The organism is Hyalangium minutum, assembly GCF_000737315.1.
GTDB lineage: Bacteria > Myxococcota > Myxococcia > Myxococcales > Myxococcaceae > Hyalangium > Hyalangium minutum.
The window spans coordinates 176422-197208 of record NZ_JMCB01000018.1; the positions used below are offsets into that span (position 1 = coordinate 176422).

Genomic DNA, 20787 nt, shown 5'->3' on the forward strand with positions numbered 1-20787 from the left:
GGGCATGAGCCTCTTCACCGGCGGAGGTGAGCTGGGCGCGCGCATGCGTGCCATGGATTGGTCCCAGACACCCCTGGGGCCTGTCGAGACGTGGCCACAGAGCCTGAAGACGTGCCTCCGCGTCATCCTCACCTCCCGCCAGCCGATGTTCGTCTGGTGGGGGGACTCCCTCATCAACCTCTACAACGACGCGTACAAGGCCATCGTCGGCGGCAAGCACCCGCAGGCGCTCGGCCAGCCCGCGTCCGTCGTCTGGCGGGAGATCTGGGATCAAGTGGGGCCGCGCGCCGCCTCCGCCATGCGCGCCAACGAAGGCACCTATGACGAGGCGCTCCTCCTCATCATGGAGCGCAACGGCTACCCCGAGGAGACGTACTACACGTTCTCCTACAGCCCCGTACCCAATGAGCAGGGTGGCCCCGGCGGCATCCTCTGCGCCAACTCGGACGACACCCAGCGCATCATCGGCGAGCGCCAACTGGTGCTCCTGCGAGAGCTGGCCGCGAGGACCTCGGACGCCCGGACGCTCGAGGAGGTCTGCCGGCGCGCCTCGGAGTCCCTGTCCACCAACCCGCGCGACATCCCCTTCGCTCTGCTCTACCTGACCGAGCCTGATGGGCGGACGGTGTCTCTGGCCGGTGTGGCGGGCATCGAGCGGGGGCACCGGGCAGCTCCCGAGTCCGCCTCTTTGGAAGACCGCTCGGGCTGGCCCTTCGCCCAGGTGCTGCGGAACCACGAGGCCCAGCTCATCGAGGGACTGGAGTCCTCGTTCGGCAGTCTCCCCACAGGGGGATGGCCTCGGCCGACCGCCCGCGCGATGGCCCTTCCCATTGCCTCAACCGGGCAGACGGGCCGCGCGGGCATCCTGATCGTCGGGCTCAATCCGTTCCGACTGCTCGACGAGGGCTACCAGGGCTTCCTCGGTCTGGCATCCGGGCAGATCGCCGCCAGCCTCGCCAACGCCCAGGCGTACACAGAGGAGAAGAAACGAGCCGAGGCGCTCGCCGAGCTCGATCGCACGAAGACGGCCTTCTTCTCCAACGTCAGCCACGAGTTCCGCACGCCGCTCACGCTCATGCTCGGCCCCACCGAGGATGCGCTCGCCTCGCCCAGCCGCGCGCTCACGGGGGCCGACCTGGAGACGGTGTACCGCAACGAGCTGCGCTTGTTGAAGCTCGTCAACACGCTGCTGGACTTCTCCCGCATCGAGGCGGGGCGCATGCAGGCGGCGTACGAGCCGACGGATCTGTCCACGCTCACGAAGGATCTGGCGAGCGCGTTCCGCTCCGCCATCGAGCGCGGTGGACTGCGCTTCGAGGTGGACTGCCCGCCCCTCTCCGAGCCGGTCCACGTCGACCGTGGAATGTGGGAGAAGATCGTCCTCAACCTGCTGTCGAACGCCTTCAAGTTCACGTTCGAGGGCAGCATCCGCATCTCCCTGCGCGCGGCGGGGGACCACGTCGAGTTGGAGGTCCAAGACACCGGCCCCGGCATCCCGGAGGCGGAGCTCCCACGCGTCTTCGAGCGCTTCCACCGCATCGAGGGCACGCGCTCCCGGACGCACGAGGGCTCGGGCATCGGGCTGGCGCTGGTGCAGGATCTCGCGCGGCTCCACGGCGGGAGCATCCGCGTCACGAGCCAGCTGGGCCAGGGCAGCCGCTTCACCGTGTCCATTCCGACCGGCACCGCGCACCTCCCAGCGGAGCGGATGGGTACGGGCCGCTCCCTGGCGAGCACCGCCGTGAGCGCCGAGTCCTATGTGGCCGAGGCGATGCGGTGGCTGCCGGGCTCCCCAGGAGAAGCTCTCGCCGCCTCCTCCGTCGTCCAGGGTGCGCTGCCACGTGGCAGGGTGTCCACACCGGCCCGCGTGCTCGTCGTCGACGACAACGCGGACATGCGCGAGTACATCGCCCGGCTCCTGGGACAGCACTGGACCGTGGAGACCGCAGCGGATGGCATGCAGGCGCTCGCGGCCATCCGGGAGCGGCCGCCGGATGTGGTCCTCACCGATGTCATGATGCCCAACCTCGACGGCTTCGGGCTGCTCCAGGCCTTGCGAGCGGACCCACTCACCGTGGGTATCGGGGTGATCATGCTGTCGGCACGTGCGGGCGAGGAGTCGCGCGTCGACGGCCTGCGCTCTGGCGCGGATGACTACCTCGTCAAGCCGTTCTCCGCGAAGGAGCTGGTGGCGCGGGTGGCCGCGCACCTGGAGCTCGCGCGCCTGCGCCGGCAGGCCGAGGCCGAGCGCCACCGCTTCAAGTCCATGCTGATGGACGTGCCGGCCCTCATCACCTTCTTCCGCGGTCCCGAGCTCATCTTCGAGTTCGCGCACCCGCTCAGCATCCAGGCGCTGGGGGGACGGGAGGTGCGTGGCAAGCCGCTGCTGGAGGCCGTCCCCGAGTTCCGCGGGCAGGACTACCCGGAGCTCATCCTTCGCGTCTTCCACACGGGCGAGCCGTTCTACGCCAAGGAGCGGCTGGCGAAGTTCGTCGATCCGAAGACGGGCGAGTTCCGGGACACCTACTGGAACATCACCTACCTGCCCGTGCGCTCCGCCGCCGGAGAGATTGACGGGGTGATGACCTTCGACTTCGACGTGACCGACCAAGTGCTGGCGCGGAAGAAGGTCGAGGCCCTCATGGAGGAGCTGAAGGCCACCGACCGCCGGAAGGACGAGTTCCTCGCGATGCTGGCGCACGAGCTGCGCAATCCGCTGGCGCCACTGCAGACGTCCCTGCACCTCATCCGCAAGCGACTGGGGCCCTCGCCGGTGGACCGGCAGCTCGAGGTCGCCCTGCGGCAGGCCAGTCATCTGGCCCGCATCGTGGATGATCTGCTCGAGGTCTCTCGCATCACCCGGGGGAAGATCGAGCTGCGCAAGGAGCGCGTGGACCTGGGCAAGGCGGTGTCACGGGCGCTGGATGCCACACGGGAACACATCGAGTCGCGCAAGCACGACGTGTCCGTCTCGCTGCCCATGCGGCCGCTCCATGTGCTGGCGGATCCCGTCCGCGTGGATCAGGTGCTCATGAATCTGATCACCAACGCGGCGAAGTACACGGACACGGGCGGCCGCATCTGGGTGAGCATCGAGCGCTCCGGCGACCTGGCCGAGCTGCGCATCCGCGACAACGGGATTGGCATTCCGGACGACTTGAAGCCGCACCTGTTCGAGCTATTCCAGCAGGGCAACCGGGACCTGTCACGGACCCAGGGCGGGCTGGGCATCGGGTTGACGATCGTCCACAAGCTGGTGGAGTTGCACGGTGGCACCGTCGAGGCTCGCAGCGAGGGGACTGGAAAGGGCAGCGAGTTCATCGTCCGGATTCCCTTGCAGGAGGAAGAGGCGGCGGCCCTGCAGGCTTCGGGCTCCCAGGCAAGGGTGGACGAGCGCCGGGCGGTGGAGCATTGCCGCGTCCTGGTGGTGGACGACAACAAGGATGCGGCGGAGTCGCTGGGCGAGTTCATCCAGGACTTCGGGCACGAGGCGCGCGTGGCACTGGATGGCACCCTGGCGCTGAAGGTCACCGCCGAGTGGCAACCGGATCTCGTCTTCCTGGACATTGGCCTGCCGGGGCTGGATGGGTACCAGGTAGCGGCGGAGATCCGGGGCCGAGGTGGAAGACAGCCGATCCTCGTCGCGCTGACGGGGTATGGGCAGGAGAGTGACCGGATGCGCTCGAAGCAGGCCGGGTTCGATCACCACCTCGTGAAGCCTCCGCAGATCCGCGAACTGGAGGCGATCCTTACGGCGCTACGGTGCGAGACGCCTCCCACGTCCTCCTGAATCTGAACCGTTCATCGCTTGCCCTCCCCCATGCGCCGGGTACGGATCAGCGCCAGCACCATGCATAGAAAGGAACCTCCAGCCCAGCCGCTCGATTGGGCGCCACAGCCACAGCCCGAGGAGCTATCAGGCCCCTCCGCGTCCGGATTCTCCACCGCGACCTTGAACTGGCAGCGCTTGGTGTTCCCCGCCTGATCCGTGGCCGTCACTGTGACAGGGGTGACGTCGCCGATGGGAAGCGCGCTGCCGTTGGGAGGATCGAAGGCAATGCTCACGGGGGAGAGCGTGTCGCTCGCCACCACCTCTGGATACTGGACCACGACGCTCCCGGTCCCCGAGGCCTCGATGAAAGTGTACGAAGGGCAGCGAAGGACCGGAGGCGTGGTGTCCTGAACGGTCACCGGGAAGGTGCAGCTGGCGGTGTTGCCGGCCTCATCCCGGGCGGTGACGGCCACTTCGGTGCGCCCGAGCGGGAAAGTGCTTCCGGACGCCTGGCTGTACTCGAGCACGGGCGCCTCCGTGAAGTCATCCGTCGCGATGGCGGCGAAGGACACGGGCATCCCCTGGAGGCTCGTGGCCTCGACGGAGATGGCCGCCGGGCAGGTCACCAGGGGCGGAGCCCGGTCGCAGAGATCCAGGGCCCAGAGTTCCTCTCCCGCCTCGGGATCATGCGCGACGAAGAAGAGCTTTGAACCGGCGCGGGTCAAGTCACGCGGAAAGGAGCCCCCCGGGCCCGGGACGAGATCCATCACCTGGACCGTGCCTTCCACGGTCCCATCGCTCTTCCACAGCTCGGTGCCGCTGCTGGCATCAGAGCCCGCGAAGTAGAGGACTTTCCCCACGCTCTTCATGGGGGGCGGGTGGCCTGAGCTGTCGATCCCCTCCCTCTTGAGCCAGCGGGTTCCCTCCTCCGTGCCATCGGTGCGCCACAGCCCGATCTGGCCCTGGTCGTCATAGGCCAGGAAGAAGAGCTGGTCACCGGCTGCCGTGAGCCCCTGTGGACTACTCCCCTCTGAGCCCTGCACCTGGCCCATCACCCGCACCGTACCGCTCTCCGACCCATCGCTCACCCATAGCTTCCGGCCAAAGAACGGCTCGGTCGCGGCGAAGAAGAGCTTGTTGCCTCCGACAACAGTCAGGGAGGTGGGGTTCGAGTCGGCGAGCTCGGGCCAGATGTTGGCGACGATGTCGGTGCCCAAGAGGGTGCCGTCGCTCCACCACACCTCACGGCCCCACTCATCGTCATCCGCGGAGAAGTAGGCACGCCCGTTCATGACGACCATGCTCTGAGGGCTCGAGTCGTAGAGCTTGAAGATGTTCTTCACCATCGCCGTGCCCTGAGCGGTGCCATCGCTGATCCACAGCTCCTGGCCCAGCGCTCCGTCATTCGCTGAGAAGAGGAGCTTGTCGCCCAGGGCGGTGAGCTCGGAGGCCACGGCCCCGAAGGAGCCTGGGCGGATGTCCTTCACCAAGCCGGTGCTCCCGTCCGTCCGGTGGTGCATCCACAGCTCGCTGCCGTGAGTGCCGTCGTCCGCTGTGAAGAAGAGCCGCTCACCCACCACGGTGAGCTCGGCGGGAGAGGAGTCCGCTGCACCCGGGGCCACGTCCGCGACCCGCTTTGTCCTCTCTGGGGTGCCGTCGCTCCACCAGAGTTCCCGACCGGAGACACCCTCCGATGCGGAGAAGAAGAGGCCATCCTGAGCCGGCGTCAGTTCCGTTGGCGAGGAGGGGGACGCCCCTGGGGAGATGTCCTTCACGCGCTGCGTGCCCGCAGCGGTGCCATCACTTCGCCAGAGTTCCTCGCCCAACGCCCCGTCGGTCGCGCCGAAGAAGAGCCACCCTCTGGCTGCGGCCAGCTGCGGAACCCTGTCGTCCACTCTGGATGGGAAGGCGCTGGCGGGGCCTGGATGGATGTCCCGCACGCGCGCGGGCGGCGTGCACTGGCTGTCGAGCGTGAAGCGCGAGTGGAGGCTGAGCGAAGCCTCGCCGGGTTCCGAGAGGGGTCCACAGCCCGTCAGCCACCAGAAGCACCCGAGGAGAACAGCGACGACGCGCCAAACGATCATGAAGTCCCCCAAGGCCCGTGTTGCCAACCATCGTATCCGCAGTTGTCGGCCGCGGACGCCCCGTCCACGCCGGTGGACAGTCTCAGGCCTCCACCGCCCGTAAGTGCCTGTTTTCTGGATGGCTGGAGCTTGGCCCACCGCGTGCTGTACCAGCGCATAGACCGCAGTCCATCCCATCCAACCTCGTGAGGCACACGAAAATATGCCTACCCATCAAGTCTCTTTTGTTGCCAACGCACCGACCCCACGTGTAAAGCCGCCCCCGTCCTCAGGAAAGGTGGCCATGCCAGAGTTGGTGTTCTTTCGCCGGGGCGAGGAAGTGCTCAGGTTCGCGATCGACCGGCAGCGCGTCGTGCTCGGCCGCGGCGAGCGCAGTGACGTCGTCATCCCGGATCCCGACGTCAGCCGCCAGCACGTGGCGCTCATCTACAATGGGAAGACCTGCCAATTCGAGGATCTGTCCGGCAACGGCACCTTGGTCGCTGGCAAGTCCATGAAGCAGGGCGAGCTGCAGGATGGCGCCGACATCGCCCTGGGCAGGTGGCGCGCGATGTACCGCGAGCGCGGCACCGGAGAGACTGCAGGCCCCACCGGCGTGGGCCTGAGCACCGACATCTCGCCCGTGAACACCGAGGCTCGAGACAGCCAGCCGGCCCAGCTGCGCGTCAAACAGGGGGACACCGAGTTTCTCCACGACCTCACCGACAACACCTCCTTCACCCTCGGCAAGGATCCGTCCAACACCATCGTCGTCCAGGATCGCTTCATCTCCAGCCGACACCTCAAGCTGACGCGCAACCAGGGCTTCTTCCATGTGGTGGACCTGAACTCCACCAACGGCTCCTTCCTGGGCAACGTCCGCATCTTCGACGTGGAGGTGCCCCTGAACACCGTGCTCCGGGTAGGCGAAACGGAGCTCATCCTCGAGCCGGCGTCCAAGAACAAGCAGGGCGCTTCCTCCCACGGCATCATCGGCAACGATCCGGCCGTGCGCAGCCTCGTGGAGCTCATCGAGCGGGTCGCACCCTCCACCATCTCGGTCACCATCCTGGGCGAGTCCGGTACCGGCAAGGAGCTGGTCGCCAAGGCCCTGCACACCTGCTCCGAGCGCGCTGACAAGGCCTTCATCCCCGTCAACTGCGCCGCCATCTCCAAGGAGCTCATCGAGAGCGAGCTGTTCGGCCACGAGAAGGGCGCCTTCACCGGTGCCCAGGGCACACGCCGGGGTGCCTTTGAGGAGGCTCACGGCGGCACCCTCTTCCTGGACGAGATCGGCGAGCTGCCGATGAACCTGCAGGCCAAGCTGCTGCGCGCCCTGGAGAGCGGAGAGATCAAGCGCGTGGGCGCCAGCCGCCCCACCCATGTGGACGTGCGCGTGGTGGCGGCCACCAACCGAGACCTGCTGTCCCTCGCACGCGAGGGCCGGTTCCGCGAGGACCTCTACTACCGGCTTTGCGTCATGCCCGTGCTGCTGCCGCCCCTGCGCAACCGCGCGGGAGACCTGGCGGCACTGGCGGACCACTTCGTGCGCATGTACTCGCCCCGAGGGCAAACGGTGAAGCTCACCCCTGGCGGCCTCGAGAAGCTCCAGAAGCACCCCTGGCCCGGCAACATCCGCGAGCTGCGCAACGTCGTCCACCGCGCCCTGCTCCTGCGCAAGGGGCCACAGATCGACATTGGCGACATCTCCTTCGACCAGGAGCTCAGCCGCATCACCGCGGGCGCCGCTGGGCTCGTCCTCACCATGCCCGAGGGCCTCACCCTGGAGCAGATGCTGCAACTGGCCGAGCGCCAGATCATCGAGCTCACCCTGCGCCGCTACGGCCACAACCGCGAGCGCGTGGCCAAAGAGCTGGGCCTGGCACGCTCCACCCTCTTCAAGCGTCTCAAAGAGTGGGGCATCGGCAAGGCCGAGGAGGATCTGGAGTAAGCCCTTCACCGACATTGCGCGCCGCGGCAAGGGACAGATCTTTCCGCAGCCTCGCCCGTTACATGCCCTAAGCCCCTTATGCGGGGGCCACAGGAGGCATGTCATGAGTGCCAGTGTCGCCGTGCTCCCCCCCATCTCGCAGCTCTACCGCCAACATCGCACACGGGCCCTGGCCATTGCGCGGCGGATAGTGGGAGACGTGGATGACGCGGAGGATGTGGTTCAGGACGTGTTCACGCGGCTGGCTCGCAAGCCCGAGGGCTTCACCGGGCGGGCGGCGTGGACCACCTGGCTGCACCGCGTCATGGTCAACAGCAGCATCAACTGGCTGCGGGCGCGCAAGCGCCGCGAGAAGCTGAGCTACGAGCTCCAGGAGCCCACTTCTCCGGAGGCCCAGGCGGTGGGCGAGGAGATGCAGCGGCACTTCGGGGATGCGCTGAAGCAGGTGAGTGACTTGCAGCGCCAGGTGCTGTGGCTGCGCGAGGTGCGCGGCTTCAGCTATCCGGAGATCGCCCACGTGCTGCACATCCCCGAGGGCACGGTGAAGAGCTCGCTGCACCGCGGGCGCGTGCGGGCGCTCGAGGTGCTCGAGGAGCGTGGGCAGCGCCCGTGAGCTGAGGGCGCTGCCGCCGGCCCCGCCTCTGGCCTACGGAGGCGGGATCGTCACAGGGACGCTGGAGGTGTTGTTGTCCAGCGTCGCCTCCTGGAAGGCGCGCGCCGGGTTGAGCGTCACCTGGAGGCGGTAGTCGCCCGGGGCCAGGTCCGTGATGTCCAGCCACTGGCAGTCCAGCGTGTTGCCGTAGAGATCGGACCAGCCGCGCTGGATGCCCTGGTTGGAGCAGTCGAACTCCTTGGAGCAAGACACGCTGGGCCCCGCCACCACGCGCTGCGTGTCCTCCATGCAGTAGGCCTGCTTGCGGCCGGTGAGCACCACGTGGCCCTGCAGATCCAGCAGGGCGTACGAGGCAAAGCCGCTGAAGTGGTAGTGGCCATGGCAGGGCGAGAAGGTGAACAGGTCCGGCCGATCCGCAGGCGGCGGCACCGTGGCGGTGGCGAAGCCCTGGTTCACCGCCTCCACGCTGAAGCGCAGCACACGGCGCTCGCCAATGCCCGTCACGCACTCCTCCACCTTCGCGCACGAGTTCTCCGTGACGTAGACCGAGTCAAAGAGGATCTCGTTCTTGAGCCGCTGCTCGTCGACGATCAGATCCGGCAGCGACTCGGTGACAGGGTGGCAGACACAGTCCGAGCCGCAGAACTCCGTGGCCCCGCAGCCCGGCGAGCACTGGGGCCGCAGGTGGTTGCAGTCCTGGAAGGTCTGGCACAGTCCCGAGGACGGCACGCAGAGCTTTGCCTCCGGGCAGAAGCCGCACTGGCCGCCGCAGCCGTCGTCGCCGCACTCCTTTCCATCACACTGCGGCGTGCACGGGCTCTGCAGGCAGCGCCCGCTGATGCAGACCTGGCCCGCGTCACACGCTCCACAGTTGCCGCCACAGCCGTCGCTGCCGCCGCAGTACACGCCGTCGCACTTGGGGACGCAGCCGTCCGGGGTGAAGCGCGTCTTCAGCGTGAACGCACCGGACTGCGCGGCATCGAAGCCGTCGACGATGAGGTAGTAGGTGCCCGGATCCAGCGCCACGGTGATGCGCGAGCCGTAGTCCCCCGGGGGCGACGAGTCATCGCTGCACGCCACCGTCTTGTTGGGCGTGTTGTCGAGGCAGTCCGCCGCGCCGTCCGCCGTGCGCTTCTTGCGCAAGTGGAGCACCGTGTCGTAGCCGGAGACGCGCGCCTCCAAGCCCATCCGCTGGGTGAGGGTGAAGGTGTAGACGGACTCCACTGCGGTGCTGGTGCTGTTGCACGAGGGCACCGCCTGATGGATGCCCGCGGAAGTATCGCCCTGGAGGGTGTGGTCCCCAGCCAGCGGCGTCCCGTCCGCCACCAGGGGCAGCGGCGAGCGGCAGGTGCCCGGCTGCGCGTCGGACTTGCACTGGAAGATCGCCTGCGCGCACCCCTGGCCCGCGCCACAGGTGCCGCATTCGCCGCCACACCCGTCATCTCCGCACTGCTTGCCCGCGCAGTCAGGGGTGCAGGAAGGACCGGCCCGGCACGTCGCGCACGTCCCAGAGGGCGTGTGCACGCAGATGCGCCCCACCTCGTCGCAGTCGTCTATCGTGCACTCTGTGCCATCGTCGCAGGCCGAGCGCGAGCTGACGCACTGGCCGTTGGAGAAGCGCTCCTCGCCGTTGCAGAAAATGCCATCCGAGCACGTCACCTCCACCGAGGTCCGGACGGTGTTCGCGAAGGCCTTGTCCTTGTGGTGGGGGGTCCACGTGAGCTCGTGGAGGCCCGGCAAGGCGGGCGTGGCGACGGTGCCCGTGAACGTGGCCGCCTCTCCAGGCTTCACGTTCTTCTCGAGTTGGAGCGTACCGCCGCTCCAGCCCTCCTGCTCCTGAGGAGAGAGGACGAGCGTCACGTCTCCCTTCTTCCAGGTCGCGGTGCCCGAGTTCTTCACGGCCACCGAGAGCGCCCCGTTGCCCGCAGGCAGCACATGCTGCGGGGCAGCGGGCTCCAGCTCGGTGAACTCGTAGGTGTCATCGTCGCAGCCGCTCAGCAGAACGGCGACGGTTCCCAGCACGCACAGCAGGATCTTGCGCAAGGTGTCCCCCTCAGTGGTTTTCGACAGGTTCGCCTGGAGTCCGGGCCTTTGTCACGCTCCCTGGCCGTTCCCCCCTCCGAGCGCCGGGCAGGGACTGCTACGCTGCGAACATGCGTACGGCATCCGCCCCGATCTCCCCTCCTCCGAGCGCCGAGCAGGCCGAGAAGGCTCGCACCCTCATCACCCGGTTGCTGGGGAGCCTGGAGAAGGCCATCCGGGGCAAGCGCGAGGCGCTGGAGTTGGTGCTGTGCTGCGTCGCGGCAGGCGGACACGTGCTGCTGGAGGACGTGCCGGGCACGGGGAAGACGACGCTGGCGAAGGCGCTGGCCGTGAGCATGGGCGGGCAGTTCAAGCGGGTTCAGTTCACGCCGGATCTGCTGCCCACGGACATCGTCGGCACCTCGCTGTTCAACCCCCAGGACGGCACGTTCCGGTTCAAGCCGGGCCCCATCTTCGCCAACGTGCTCATCGCCGATGAGATCAACCGCGCCTCGCCGCGCACCCAGTCGGCGCTGCTGGAGGGGCTCTCCGAGCAGCAGGTGACGGTGGATGGCGAGACGCGCACCCTGCCCTCGCCGTTCCTGTGCATCGCCACGCAAAACCCGGTGGAGTTCCACGGCACCTATCCACTGCCGGAGGCCTCGCTGGATCGCTTCGCCGCGCAGCTCTCGCTCGGCTACCCGCCCGAGGCCGAGGAGCGAGCCCTGCTCACCGAGCAACGCGGACCGAAGCCCGCCACACCGCTGGAGCCGGTCTGCACCTTGGAGGAGGTGGTGGCGCTGCAGCGAGCCGTGGAGGAAGTGCGAATGGAGGCCTCGGTCGCGGATTACCTGCTGCGCGTGGTGCACGCCACGCGAGGCCATGCCAGCGTGCGGCTGGGAGTCTCTACACGCGGAGCGCTCCTGTACGCCCGGATGGCCCGGGCCCGGGCGCTCGCGAGTGGCCGGGACTTCGTGCTGCCGGAGGATCTCAAGGCGATGGCGGTGCCGGTGCTCACCCACCGGCTGGTGTTGGATACCCGAGCCCGCTACGCCGGCACGGACAAGCAGGGCCTCACGCGCGAGCTCGTCTCCTCCGTCCCGCTGCCCCGCTAGGCTCCGCCATGGCTCGCCGCCGCCGCTGGTCCTTCATGATGCCCCCGGAGGAGCACCGCTTCGTCCGGATCCTGGCCGAGCGCTACCGCGGTTGGCTCACGCCTCTCGGCCAGTCCGTGCTCTGGGCCATGGGCGCCGCCGGCTTGATGATGCTCTGGGGACTCCAGCCCGCCATCGTCTTCTTCTGCCTCTGTGCCGGACTCCTCGTCGGTGGCGTCTCGGCCGGGCTGCCCTTCCGGCCACGCCTCAAGCTCTCCCGGCGCCTGCCACCCCCCGTCTCCGCCGGGGACACCTTGCAGTACCGCGTCGTCGTGGAGAATCGCGGCCGCCGCCCCGCTCGCAAGGTCGTGGTGGAGGAGCGCAGCCTGCCCCCAGAGCTGAAGTTCCTCGACGAGCCCCCTGTCATCGAGGTGCTCGCTCCAGGCGAGCGCGCCGAGGTGAACCTGTCCCTCGTCTGCGCCACGCGCGGCGCCTACGAGCTGCCCTGGCTCCAAGCCTCCAGCTTCTTCCCCTCCGCGCTGGTGAAGATGCCCCGCCGCACGACGGAGAAGGATCGACTCCTGGTCTACCCACGCTTCACCCCGCTGGAGCGCTTCGACGTGCCCCACGGGCGCAACTACCAGCCGGGCGGCATCCCCATCGCCTCCAGCGTGGGCGAGTCCACCGAGCTGGCCGGCACCCGCGAGTTCCGCGAAGGAGACCGTACCCGTGACATCCACTGGCCCTCGCTCGCGAGAACGGGCCGGCTCGTGGTGAAGGAGTATCAAGAGGAGTACTTCGTCCGGCTGGCCATGGTGCTGGATGTGGAGACGCGCAGCTCCGAGGACGAAGCCCTGTTCGAGCGCAGCCTCTCACTGGCCGCCGGCATCGCGGACGTGCTCGCCCGCCAGGAGTACATCATCGACATCTTCGCGGCTGGCTCCCAGGTGTTCCACTTCCAGGCGGGCCGCGCCCTCGCCCACTTCGAGCACATCCTGGAGATCCTCGCCTGCCTCGAGTCCGAGGATCGGCTGGACATGCACGCTCTGGAGGCCGCACTCCTGCCCGAGGCTGGCAAGCTCTCCGCTGTCATCCTCGTGATGATGGACTGGGACGAGCCACGCGCAGCGCTGCTGCGCAAGCTGAAGGCCCACGGCGTGGCGGTCCGCGTGCTCTCCGTCCGCCCGGATCGCCGGCCCGAGGGGCTCGCTCCCGATGAGGTGGTGGAGCTGCCATGAGCCAGGACGACGCACTGCCCTCGCGCCTGGAGCGGGGCATGGAGATGCTGCCCGCGCTCGCCGCGCTCGCTCTCCACGCGCTGGCCCACGAGCGCTGGCTGCTGTGCATCCCCGCCGCCGTCGTGCTCGCCACCGGGCTGATCCTCGGCAAGCAGCCTCGTTACTCGTCCCCGCTGCTGTTGATCTCCGCGCTCGGGGGAGGCGTGGTCGGGTTCGTGCTGAGCGGACTGTGGCCGGTGCCCGCTCCCATCCCCCCCGCTTTCATGGGCCCGCTGTGCGGCGCCCTGGTGGCGCTGACCACCCTCTGTGCCCTCTGCGGCCGGCGGGTCTACGCCCTCACCTATGCCCTGCTCCTGTCGTCGCTGAGCGTCACCGTCCGGGGCGGCGCCCCCGTGTACGTGGGCATGGCGGCCGTCATCTTGAGCCTCCTGGCCCTCGCATTCTTCAGAGGGCGCATCGGCCAGGCAGGGCTCACGGGAGGACTGAGCTTCGGCGTCTTCGCGCTCGTGGTGCTCGGGGTGGCCTTCGGCCTGTGGCGCTTCGTGCGCGCCAGCGAGGGCGTGCTGACGGACACCGTCTTCCGGATGATGTCGAGCATGTCGCCCAGCTCGGGCCTCGCCTTGCAGTCGGAGATCCCTCTCGAGCGCCAGGGAAGCATGCCCGACACCGATCTGCTCCTCCTGGAGCTGCGGGGCGACGAGGTCCAGCGGCTGAGGACCTCCGTGTTCGACGTCTTCAATGGGACTCGGTGGATGACGTCGCCCCCGTTGGAGCAGACCCGGCTCACACTGCCCAAGCCCGCGCCCGGAGAAGCGCAGCGCACCACCGAGCTCACCCTGCAACAATCCTTGCGCAACCAGCTCCCGGCCCCCGCTGGCACCTACTCGGTCGAGGGTGTCGAGGTCCGGGTGGTAGGAGGCTGGACGCTGCGTGCGGAGGGGCGCAGTGGAACCACCCTCACCCTGCGCTCCTCGGCGCGGGAACAGCTCCCCCCCGAGCCTCCGCCCACGGAGCTCCTCACCTCCCTGCCTCCCGCGCTGAAGGAGGAGCTGGCGCCGCTGGCGGAACAGCTCACCCGCGGCGCCACCACCTCCCGGGCCCGCGCCGAAGCTCTGGAGGCATGGTTCCGCGACAACTACGAGTACTCGCTGTCCGTCGATCTGCGCGGTGAGGGAAGCCCGTTGGCCGTACTCATCCGCGAGAAACGGGCCGCCTGGTGCACCTACTTCGCTAGCGCCATGGCGGCGCTGCTGCGCGCCCAAGGCATCCCCGCGCGGCTGGCCGGTGGCTTCGTGCCTCAGGAGAAAAACCCCTACTCGGACGCCTTCCTCGTGCGCTCCCGGGATGCACACGCATGGGTCGAGGTCTATCTCGAGGAAGAGGGCCGCTTCGTTCCCTTTGATCCGACCCCGTGGCGCAGCCGGGAAGCGCTGATGGCGCAGAAGGCACCGGGCCAACTCGGAGCCGCGTGGCAGGCCTTCACCTCGGCCTTCCGGCGTGGGCTCGCGCGCCTGTGGAACTCCCCTTCAGAAGCCCTCTCCGGGGTGGCGAGTTCCCCGGTGACGTGGCTGCTGGTGCTCGCTGGGCTGGCCTGGCGGCTGCTGGCGCGCTACCGGAGAGGCCGCGTCTCCCAGGCCCGAGCAGCCTTGCGCGGAGAGAGCCCCGCTCTCGCCGCAGCCTACGCTCGCTACCTCCGGGCGATGAAGCGGGGCGCGGGCCTCATTCCCAGCCCCACCGAGACCGACGAGGAGCTGCTGCACCGCCTGCGCACCACCCGCGGAGACCGCGCCGGCTCCCTGGCCGAGGCCTTCCTCACCCGTTACCGGCAGGCGCGCTATGGCGGCGCCCCCGTCGATGGGGCCTCGCTCGGGGGTCTTACCGCGGAGCTGGAGCGCCACCTCCGTCAGGAGCGGTGAGCCCCGCTCCCCCTCGAGCAGGGGCACCACCCCAACCCGAGCCCTCCGTGGCGTCTCAGATGACTCGGGGTTTCTTTTTGTCCTCAGCGGGCGGGAGCCGCCGGCACCGGGGCGGCCTTCTGCTGGACCACCCAGGCCTTCACCCGGCTCTCCAGGATGGACAGCGGCAGTGCGCCGGAGCCGAGCACCACATCGTGGAAGGCGCGCACATCAAAGCGCGGCCCCAGCTCGGCGGCGGCGGCGGCGCGCAGCTCCTGAATTTTCAGTGCGCCCATTTTGTACCCGAGCGCCTGGCCCGGGTTGACGATGTAGCGATCCACCTCGACGACGATGTCGTTCTCGGGCTCGCCGGAGTTCTCGCGGAAGAACGCGAGAGCCTGGTCGCGGGTCCACCCCTTGGAGTGGAGGCCGGTGTCCACCACGAGCCGGATGGCGCGGAGCATCTCCGAGGCCAGCCCGCCAAACCGGGCATAGGGATCCTGGTACACGCCGAGCTCTTCCCCGAGCGACTCGGCATACAGGCCCCAGCCCTCGACGTAGGCGCCGTAGTGGCCATGGCGGCGGAACTGGGGCACCTCTCCCTGCTCCTGCGCGAGGGCAATCTGGAAGTGGTGGCCGGGCACGGCCTCGTGGAGCACGAGCGCGTCGGCGGACCACCGGGGGCGCGAGGGCAAGTCATAGGCGTTCACGAAGAAGATGCCGGCGCGGCCCGCCTCTACGGAGCCCGGGTTGTAGTAGCCGGCGGGCACGGTCTTCTCGGAGAACTCGGGCACGGGGCGGATGCCGTAGGTGAGCCGCGGCAGCTTGCCGAAGAGCTTGGGCAGCTCGGGATCGATGCGCTTGGCCAGATCGCGGTACGTCATGAGCAGCTCCTGGCGCGAGCCGAAGGTGAAGCGCTTGTCCGTGAGCAGGTAGCGCGTGAACTCCGGCAGCGTGCCCTTGAACTGGGCGGCGGCCTTCACCTTCTCCATCTCGGCACGGATGCGCTTCACCTCGGAGAGGCCGATCGCGTGGATGGCGTCCGGGGAGAGCTCCGTGGTCGTCATCTCCTTCACCCGGTAGGCGTACCAGGCCTGGCCGTCCGGGAGCGCGGACATGGAAATCGCCTCGCGAGCGCGAGGGGCGTACTCGGATTCGAAGAAGACCAGCAGCTTGCGGTAGGCAGGCAGCACGGCCTCGCCGATGGCAGCGGTGACTTCGGCGCGCAGCCGGGCCTCTTCGGGCTTGAGCGAGGGCGGGAGTCCCTCGAAGAGCGCGCTGACGATGGGGCTCTTCTCCGGCGAGTCGACGATCTGATTGCGGATGAGGCCGGCCACGTCGCGCAGGGTGACCTTGGGCGGGGTGACTCCCGCTTCGAGGCCCTTGCGCATGAGCGCGATGGCCTGATCGACCAGGGTGGGCACGGCGCGCAGGCGCTTCACGAAGTCCTGGAAGTCCTTCACGTTGCGCTTGGGCACGGCCTGGGCGACCTGGGCCATCATGTCGTGGATGCCGCCGAGCTGGCTGATCTGGACATACTCCTCGGGGAAGCGCTGGCCCTCGACGGCCATCTCCGCGTTCAGGCGGAAGAGGTCGTAGTCGAGCTGGCGAGGCTCGGACAGGCGCGAGCGGTCAAAGCCCTTGAGGCGCTCGAGCAGCTCGCGGGCATGCTGCTTGTGACGCTCGATGGCCTCGAGGGACATGTCGTCCAGCTGGTCGTTGTAGCGGAGGTCGCCCACGAAGGTGGCGAAGAGGGGCGACTCGCGCAGGTCATACTCCCACTCCTCGTCCAGGAGCGCGGCGAAGCGTGCATCTTCGGGAGAGGCGGCAGGAGCGGCGCTGGAAGCCGAAGCCGAAGCCGTGGAGGACGAAGTGGCGCATGCCGAGACGAGCAGCCCAAGCAAGAGCAGCGCAGTACGGGTCTTCATGGGCGGCGGACTCTGGCACAGCTCCCCCTGGCCGAGAGGGTCCATCCATCGTCCCAGGGAATCCAAGCACTTAGGCGGTTTCACGGAGCGTGCTTCTCTGGCTGCTCTCTCGCCAGCCGACGCCGTGCGGCTAGACTCGCCGCATGGACGTTCAGCCCCCTCTGGGGGTCTCTCAGCGTGGGGCGGCACACCGACGGCTCGCGGCCGTAGGCATCGCCCTGGTCGTCGCCGCCGTTGGGCTGGTCTCGGTTCGCTCTCAAGGTGCGCCTGGGGAGCCTGCTCCGCCGCCACCTCCCGCCGAAGCACTGAAGGTGCCCGCTGCGGAACCGCCCGCGGATCGGGACGCGGTGAGGCTCGCGGCGGCCCGGACCATCGCGCGTGCGCTGGCGCCCTTGCCCTCGCGGCGACTGCCCGAGCCCTCGCGGCAGGACCAGGAGCTCTTCAAGCTGGCCACCGTGCTCAAGGCCCCGGGTAGCGTCATCGAGAATCCGTGCACCGAGTGGGCGGGCCCGTTCTGCGCGCGCAGCTCGCTGGATCCATTCTTCACCTCGCTGGACAACCTTCGCGCGGGAAGCGCGGCTTCGAGAGTGACAGTGGCGGCGTTCGGCAACTCGCTGATCGCGGCGGACCGCATCGTGGACGTCGTCCGGGATGATCTGATGAACCTGTTTGGGAACGGGGGCCGGGGGCTGCTCCTGGTGGACCGGATCGCGGACTACGGCGCGAGGGTCCGCACGGGCACGTCAGCGGACGGGTGGCAGGTGTACACGGTGGGGGACGTCAAACCCTCTCCCGTGCCCATCGGGCTCTCGGGGGTGGTGCACGTCTCGAATGCGCCGCGAGCGCGCTCGCGCTTCGCCATCAAGGGCGAGACGCAGGGCTCCCTCTTCTGGCTGGACAAGGGAGCGGGCCCGATCGAGCTGCGCGTGGATGGCAAGCCGCTGGTGCAGACCGAGCCGAAGAATGACGGCCACTCACAGCTCACGGAGTTCACGCTGCCGGAGGGCGCGAAGACGCTGGAGCTCATCGCTCACAAGAAGGGCACGATCATCCAGGGCCTGGTGCTGGATCGTCCGGGAGCGGGGCTGGTGCTGGACACGCTGGGAGTGCCGGCAGCGGACGCGAGCCTCTTCCTCACGGCGGATGAAGAGGCGGTGACGCAGCAGCTCGGCACGCGGTCTCCGGCGCTGGTGCTGATCATGCTGGGAGGCAACGAGGTGAAGAGACTGCAGTGGAAGCGCTCGACGATGGACAAAGTGGAGCGCGACCTGCACGGGTTCATCCAGCGCGTGAAGCTGGGCTCTCCCACCTCGGCGTGCCTGCTGGTGGGGCCGCTGGATGCGGTGCTGGGCCCGGACGCGTCGAAGCCATTCCAGCAGCGGGCCGACCTGCTCGAAGTCATCGAGCTGGAGCGAAAGATCGCACTGGCCGAGGGCTGTGCGTTCTTCGACTTGTTCGCGGCGATGGGAGGCACGGGTTCGCTGCAGCGCTTCCACACCAAGGGGCTGGTGCACGACGATCTGGTGCACCCGCGAGGCAAGGGGCTGGACCTGCTGGGAGCGCTGATCTCGGACGCACTGCTGAAGTCCTGGTCGGAGACGCCGCGCGCCGAGCAGCCCGAGGCGCTGGTGGCGGCCTGGACCACGCTGCTGGGCGGAGCCCCCCTCTCCAACGAGGTGGATCCCTGGAGGCGGGCCCCACCGGTGGCGCTCATTCCAGGCGATCCGAAGGATCCGATGGCGGGAGGCATCCAGCGGCTGCTCGCGGCGGCGAGGGCCTGGACGCCGCGCTCGGAGGAGGCGCGCTGGCTCGTGCTGGACTCGGGGACTGCGCAGCCGCTGCCCCAGCCGCTGGCGAAGGACGGACTGGCGACGCTGCGCTGTGCCTCGCTGGTGCCCGCGAGCAACCTGGCTTGGGAAGGTGAGCCTTGCCTCCCGGTGACGCTGCCTCCCCTGCCCGAGGACCTCCAGGATCCGATGGATCGCGGTGGGACGGTGGGGGCCTGGCTGCTGGCGGAGCTGGTCCGGCAGGACTCGATGCTCACGACGGCGGAGAGCACGCCCTGATGCGGTTCCTTCACTCGAAGCTCCTCCCGCGTGTGCTCGTCACGCTGGGACTCCTGTTGTCCACGGCGGTGGCGGCACAGGCGAAGAGCAAGCCCGTACCCCTGGAGCTCCCACCGGGCACGCAAGCGCTCCCGCCCGAGGTGACGCGCGTCCTGGAGGCGCGGATCCGCGAACAACTGGAGGGCCGCCAGCTCGGCGGGCTCTCAGTAGGCGTGGTGCGGGGAGACGAGGCGTGGACGGCGGGCTTCGGCTTCCGGAACGTGGAGCGGCGGCTCAAGGCGACGCCGAGGACCACGTACCGGATGGCCTCGGTGTCCAAGTCCTTCACGGCGATCACGGTGATGCAGCTGGTGGAGGCGGGCGAGGTGTCGCTCGACGATGACATCCGCAAGTGGGTGCCGGACTTCCCGGAGAAACCGTGGACGGTGACGGTGCGGCAGTTGCTGGGGCACCTGGGCGGGATCAGCCACTATAAGGACCCGGCGAAGGACAACCGGCTGACCAAGCGGATGAGCACGGCGGAGGCGCTGGCGATCTTCAAGGACTGGCCGCTGGTGGTGGAGCCGGGCACCGAGTACGTCTACACCTCGTATGGATTCAACCTGCTCGCGGCGCTGGTGGAGAACGTGTCCCAGCAGCCGTTCGGGACGGTGCTGCAACAAAAGGTGTTCGGCCCTGCGGGGATGACGCACGCGGCGCTGGATGACTTCCGGACGCGGGATGGCTGGCAGGCGGTGGGCTATCGCGTGGGGCCTGGAGGGCTGGCGCACTCGCACAAGCTGGATCTGTCGTCGCGGTTCGGCGGAGGCGGGGCACGGGCTTCGGTGGTGGACATGCTGGCGTTCGGGCGGGCGGTGGTCGCAAGCACACTGGTGAAGCCCGAGACGACCCGGATGATGCAGGTGTCGATGGAGACGCGGGACGGGCGGCTGACGGACTACGGGATGGGGTTCGCGACGTACCCGGTGCGAGGCCACTACGTGGTGGCGCACGCGGGCGGACAGCCGGAGACGAGCACGTTCCTGCTGATGCTCCCGGCCGAGCACGTGGTGATCGCGCTGGCGACGAACGTCGAGGGCCAGGACGATCTGCTGCGGGACATCTACGGCTCGCTGCTCGAGGTGCTGCTGGAGGGCGGAGCTCGGCGGCGCCCGGTGCATTCGACGGCGACGGAGGACGAGGTGCTCCACGAGGCCCTGTTCCGGATGTACTCGTATGGTCGGGCCTTCCACACGTTCCAGCGAGAGGGCTTCGGCCAGCCGGTGGAGCCGGGAGATCTTCCGAGCGCCTTCGCCGAGGTATCGAAGCTGCTGTCGCGAGAGAACATCGCCGCGGACCCGAGGGCGGCGCAGAAGCAGGTGAAGCAGTCTCACCACCCGAACGCCGGGCGGCTGTTCATCCGGGTGGGCATGCAGATGGCGGAGCGGATCGCCGCCGCGTTCGGGCCCGAGGCGCTGAACGCCTATCCGGCGGAAGGAGCGCTGGGCTTCTTCGACCAGTACTTGAGGGCCTGTGAGAAGGAGAACTGCCCCGAGCCGCTGCGGTTCTCTCCGGGGCTGCGAGCGGACATCGCGAGGCTGGTGGGGCCGTGGCGAAAGGCGAACGCGCCGGAGTTCCGAACGCTGCTGCTGCGGACGACGCCGGATCTGAATGTGGCGCTGTCGGCGCTGGAGCGTGCGTTTCAGGACGCGCCGGTGCATCCGGACTACTCGGAGGAGCTGATTGCGCTGGCACAGGCGCCGAAGACGGCCCCGGACCAGGCGGCGCGGTTGCTGGACTGGGCGGTGAAGTACCACCCGGGCTCGATCCCGACACTGCTGGCGCGGGCGGATGCGTTCCTGGTGGCGGGAGACGCCGAGGCGGCGGAGCTGCTCTACCGGAGGGCCCTGGAGCGGCCAGCCGGGCCGGATGTGCTCTCGCCGGAGAAGCTGCTGGCGCGAGCGAAGCGCCATCCACAGGCGCTCGATGTACTGCGGCTGGCGGTAAAGCTGCACCCGAGTGCGGCGTCGTTGTGGCAGGCCCTGGCGGCTCGGGAGCAGGAGATGGGTGACCCCAAGGAAGCCCGGGCGGCGCTGGAGCGGGTGAAGGAGCTGACGCCCTCCCCTCCCATGCTCCAGAGCACACCTACGCCGTAGCAACCCGCGT

The 20787-nt window shown here is 68.7% G+C and carries 11 protein-coding genes; 8 read left to right on the forward strand and 3 right to left on the reverse strand.

The genetic code is table 11. From position 1 onward, the window contains the following. Window positions 1–4 precede the first annotated feature (4 nt). The gene (locus DB31_RS51375; protein ID WP_044196310.1) at window positions 5–3790 is read left to right on the forward strand and encodes an ATP-binding protein; all 3786 of its coding nucleotides are present in this window, start codon (window positions 5–7) and stop codon (window positions 3788–3790) included. Between the two features lie 11 nt (window positions 3791–3801). Here the strand turns inward: DB31_RS51375 and DB31_RS45530 are convergent, their stop codons facing one another. Continuing rightward, complete coding sequence (locus tag DB31_RS45530; RefSeq protein ID WP_052420501.1) at window positions 3802–5856, reverse strand: ELWxxDGT repeat protein; 2055 nt, start codon at window positions 5854–5856, stop codon at window positions 3802–3804. Between the two features lie 283 nt (window positions 5857–6139). Here DB31_RS45530 and DB31_RS35290 point away from each other — a divergent pair, with 283 nt between their 5' ends. Together DB31_RS35290 and DB31_RS35295 are read left to right on the forward strand one after the other, a co-directional pair. Then, window positions 6140–7786: a sigma-54-dependent Fis family transcriptional regulator gene (locus tag DB31_RS35290; RefSeq protein ID WP_044196312.1), complete on the forward strand. Its 1647-nt coding sequence runs from the start codon at window positions 6140–6142 to the stop codon at window positions 7784–7786. A gap of 103 nt (window positions 7787–7889) precedes the next feature. Next, window positions 7890–8399, forward strand: coding sequence for an RNA polymerase sigma factor (locus DB31_RS35295; protein ID WP_044196314.1), 510 nt, complete (start codon window positions 7890–7892; stop codon window positions 8397–8399). Window positions 8400–8432: 33 nt separating this feature from the next. On the opposite strand, the gene DB31_RS35300 is transcribed toward DB31_RS35295, so the two are convergent. Continuing rightward, the gene (locus DB31_RS35300; protein ID WP_044196316.1) at window positions 8433–10442 is read right to left on the reverse strand and encodes a lysyl oxidase family protein; all 2010 of its coding nucleotides are present in this window, start codon (window positions 10440–10442) and stop codon (window positions 8433–8435) included. 110 nt (window positions 10443–10552) lie between these two features. Between DB31_RS35300 and DB31_RS35305 the strand changes: the two genes are divergently transcribed. The 3 genes from DB31_RS35305 to DB31_RS35315 are packed head-to-tail and all read left to right on the forward strand — an operon-like array spanning window position 10553 to window position 14669. Beyond that, window positions 10553–11536 (forward strand): AAA family ATPase, encoded by a 984-nt coding sequence (locus DB31_RS35305; RefSeq protein ID WP_044196318.1) that lies wholly within the window; start codon window positions 10553–10555, stop codon window positions 11534–11536. 8 nt (window positions 11537–11544) lie between these two features. Then, the gene (locus DB31_RS35310; RefSeq protein ID WP_044196320.1) at window positions 11545–12753 is read left to right on the forward strand and encodes a DUF58 domain-containing protein; all 1209 of its coding nucleotides are present in this window, start codon (window positions 11545–11547) and stop codon (window positions 12751–12753) included. After that, a complete protein-coding gene (locus DB31_RS35315) occupies window positions 12750–14669 on the forward strand; it encodes a transglutaminase TgpA family protein (protein ID WP_044196322.1) in 1920 nt (639 codons plus the stop codon). The genes DB31_RS35310 and DB31_RS35315 overlap by 4 nt, the downstream gene beginning before the upstream one ends. An 83-nt stretch (window positions 14670–14752) precedes the next feature. On the opposite strand, the gene DB31_RS35320 is transcribed toward DB31_RS35315, so the two are convergent. Then, window positions 14753–16576, reverse strand: coding sequence for a DUF885 domain-containing protein (locus DB31_RS35320; protein WP_083969080.1), 1824 nt, complete (start codon window positions 16574–16576; stop codon window positions 14753–14755). A 311-nt stretch (window positions 16577–16887) separates the two neighbouring features. Between DB31_RS35320 and DB31_RS35325 the strand changes: the two genes are divergently transcribed. Beyond that, on the forward strand, window positions 16888–18642 hold the full coding sequence (locus tag DB31_RS35325; RefSeq protein WP_052420502.1) for an SGNH/GDSL hydrolase family protein: 1755 nt from the start codon (window positions 16888–16890) through the stop codon (window positions 18640–18642). Beyond that, window positions 18642–20777, forward strand: coding sequence for a serine hydrolase domain-containing protein (locus tag DB31_RS35330; RefSeq protein WP_044196324.1), 2136 nt, complete (start codon window positions 18642–18644; stop codon window positions 20775–20777). Before DB31_RS35325 ends, DB31_RS35330 begins: the two co-directional genes overlap by 1 nt. Window positions 20778–20787: the final 10 nt, after the last annotated feature.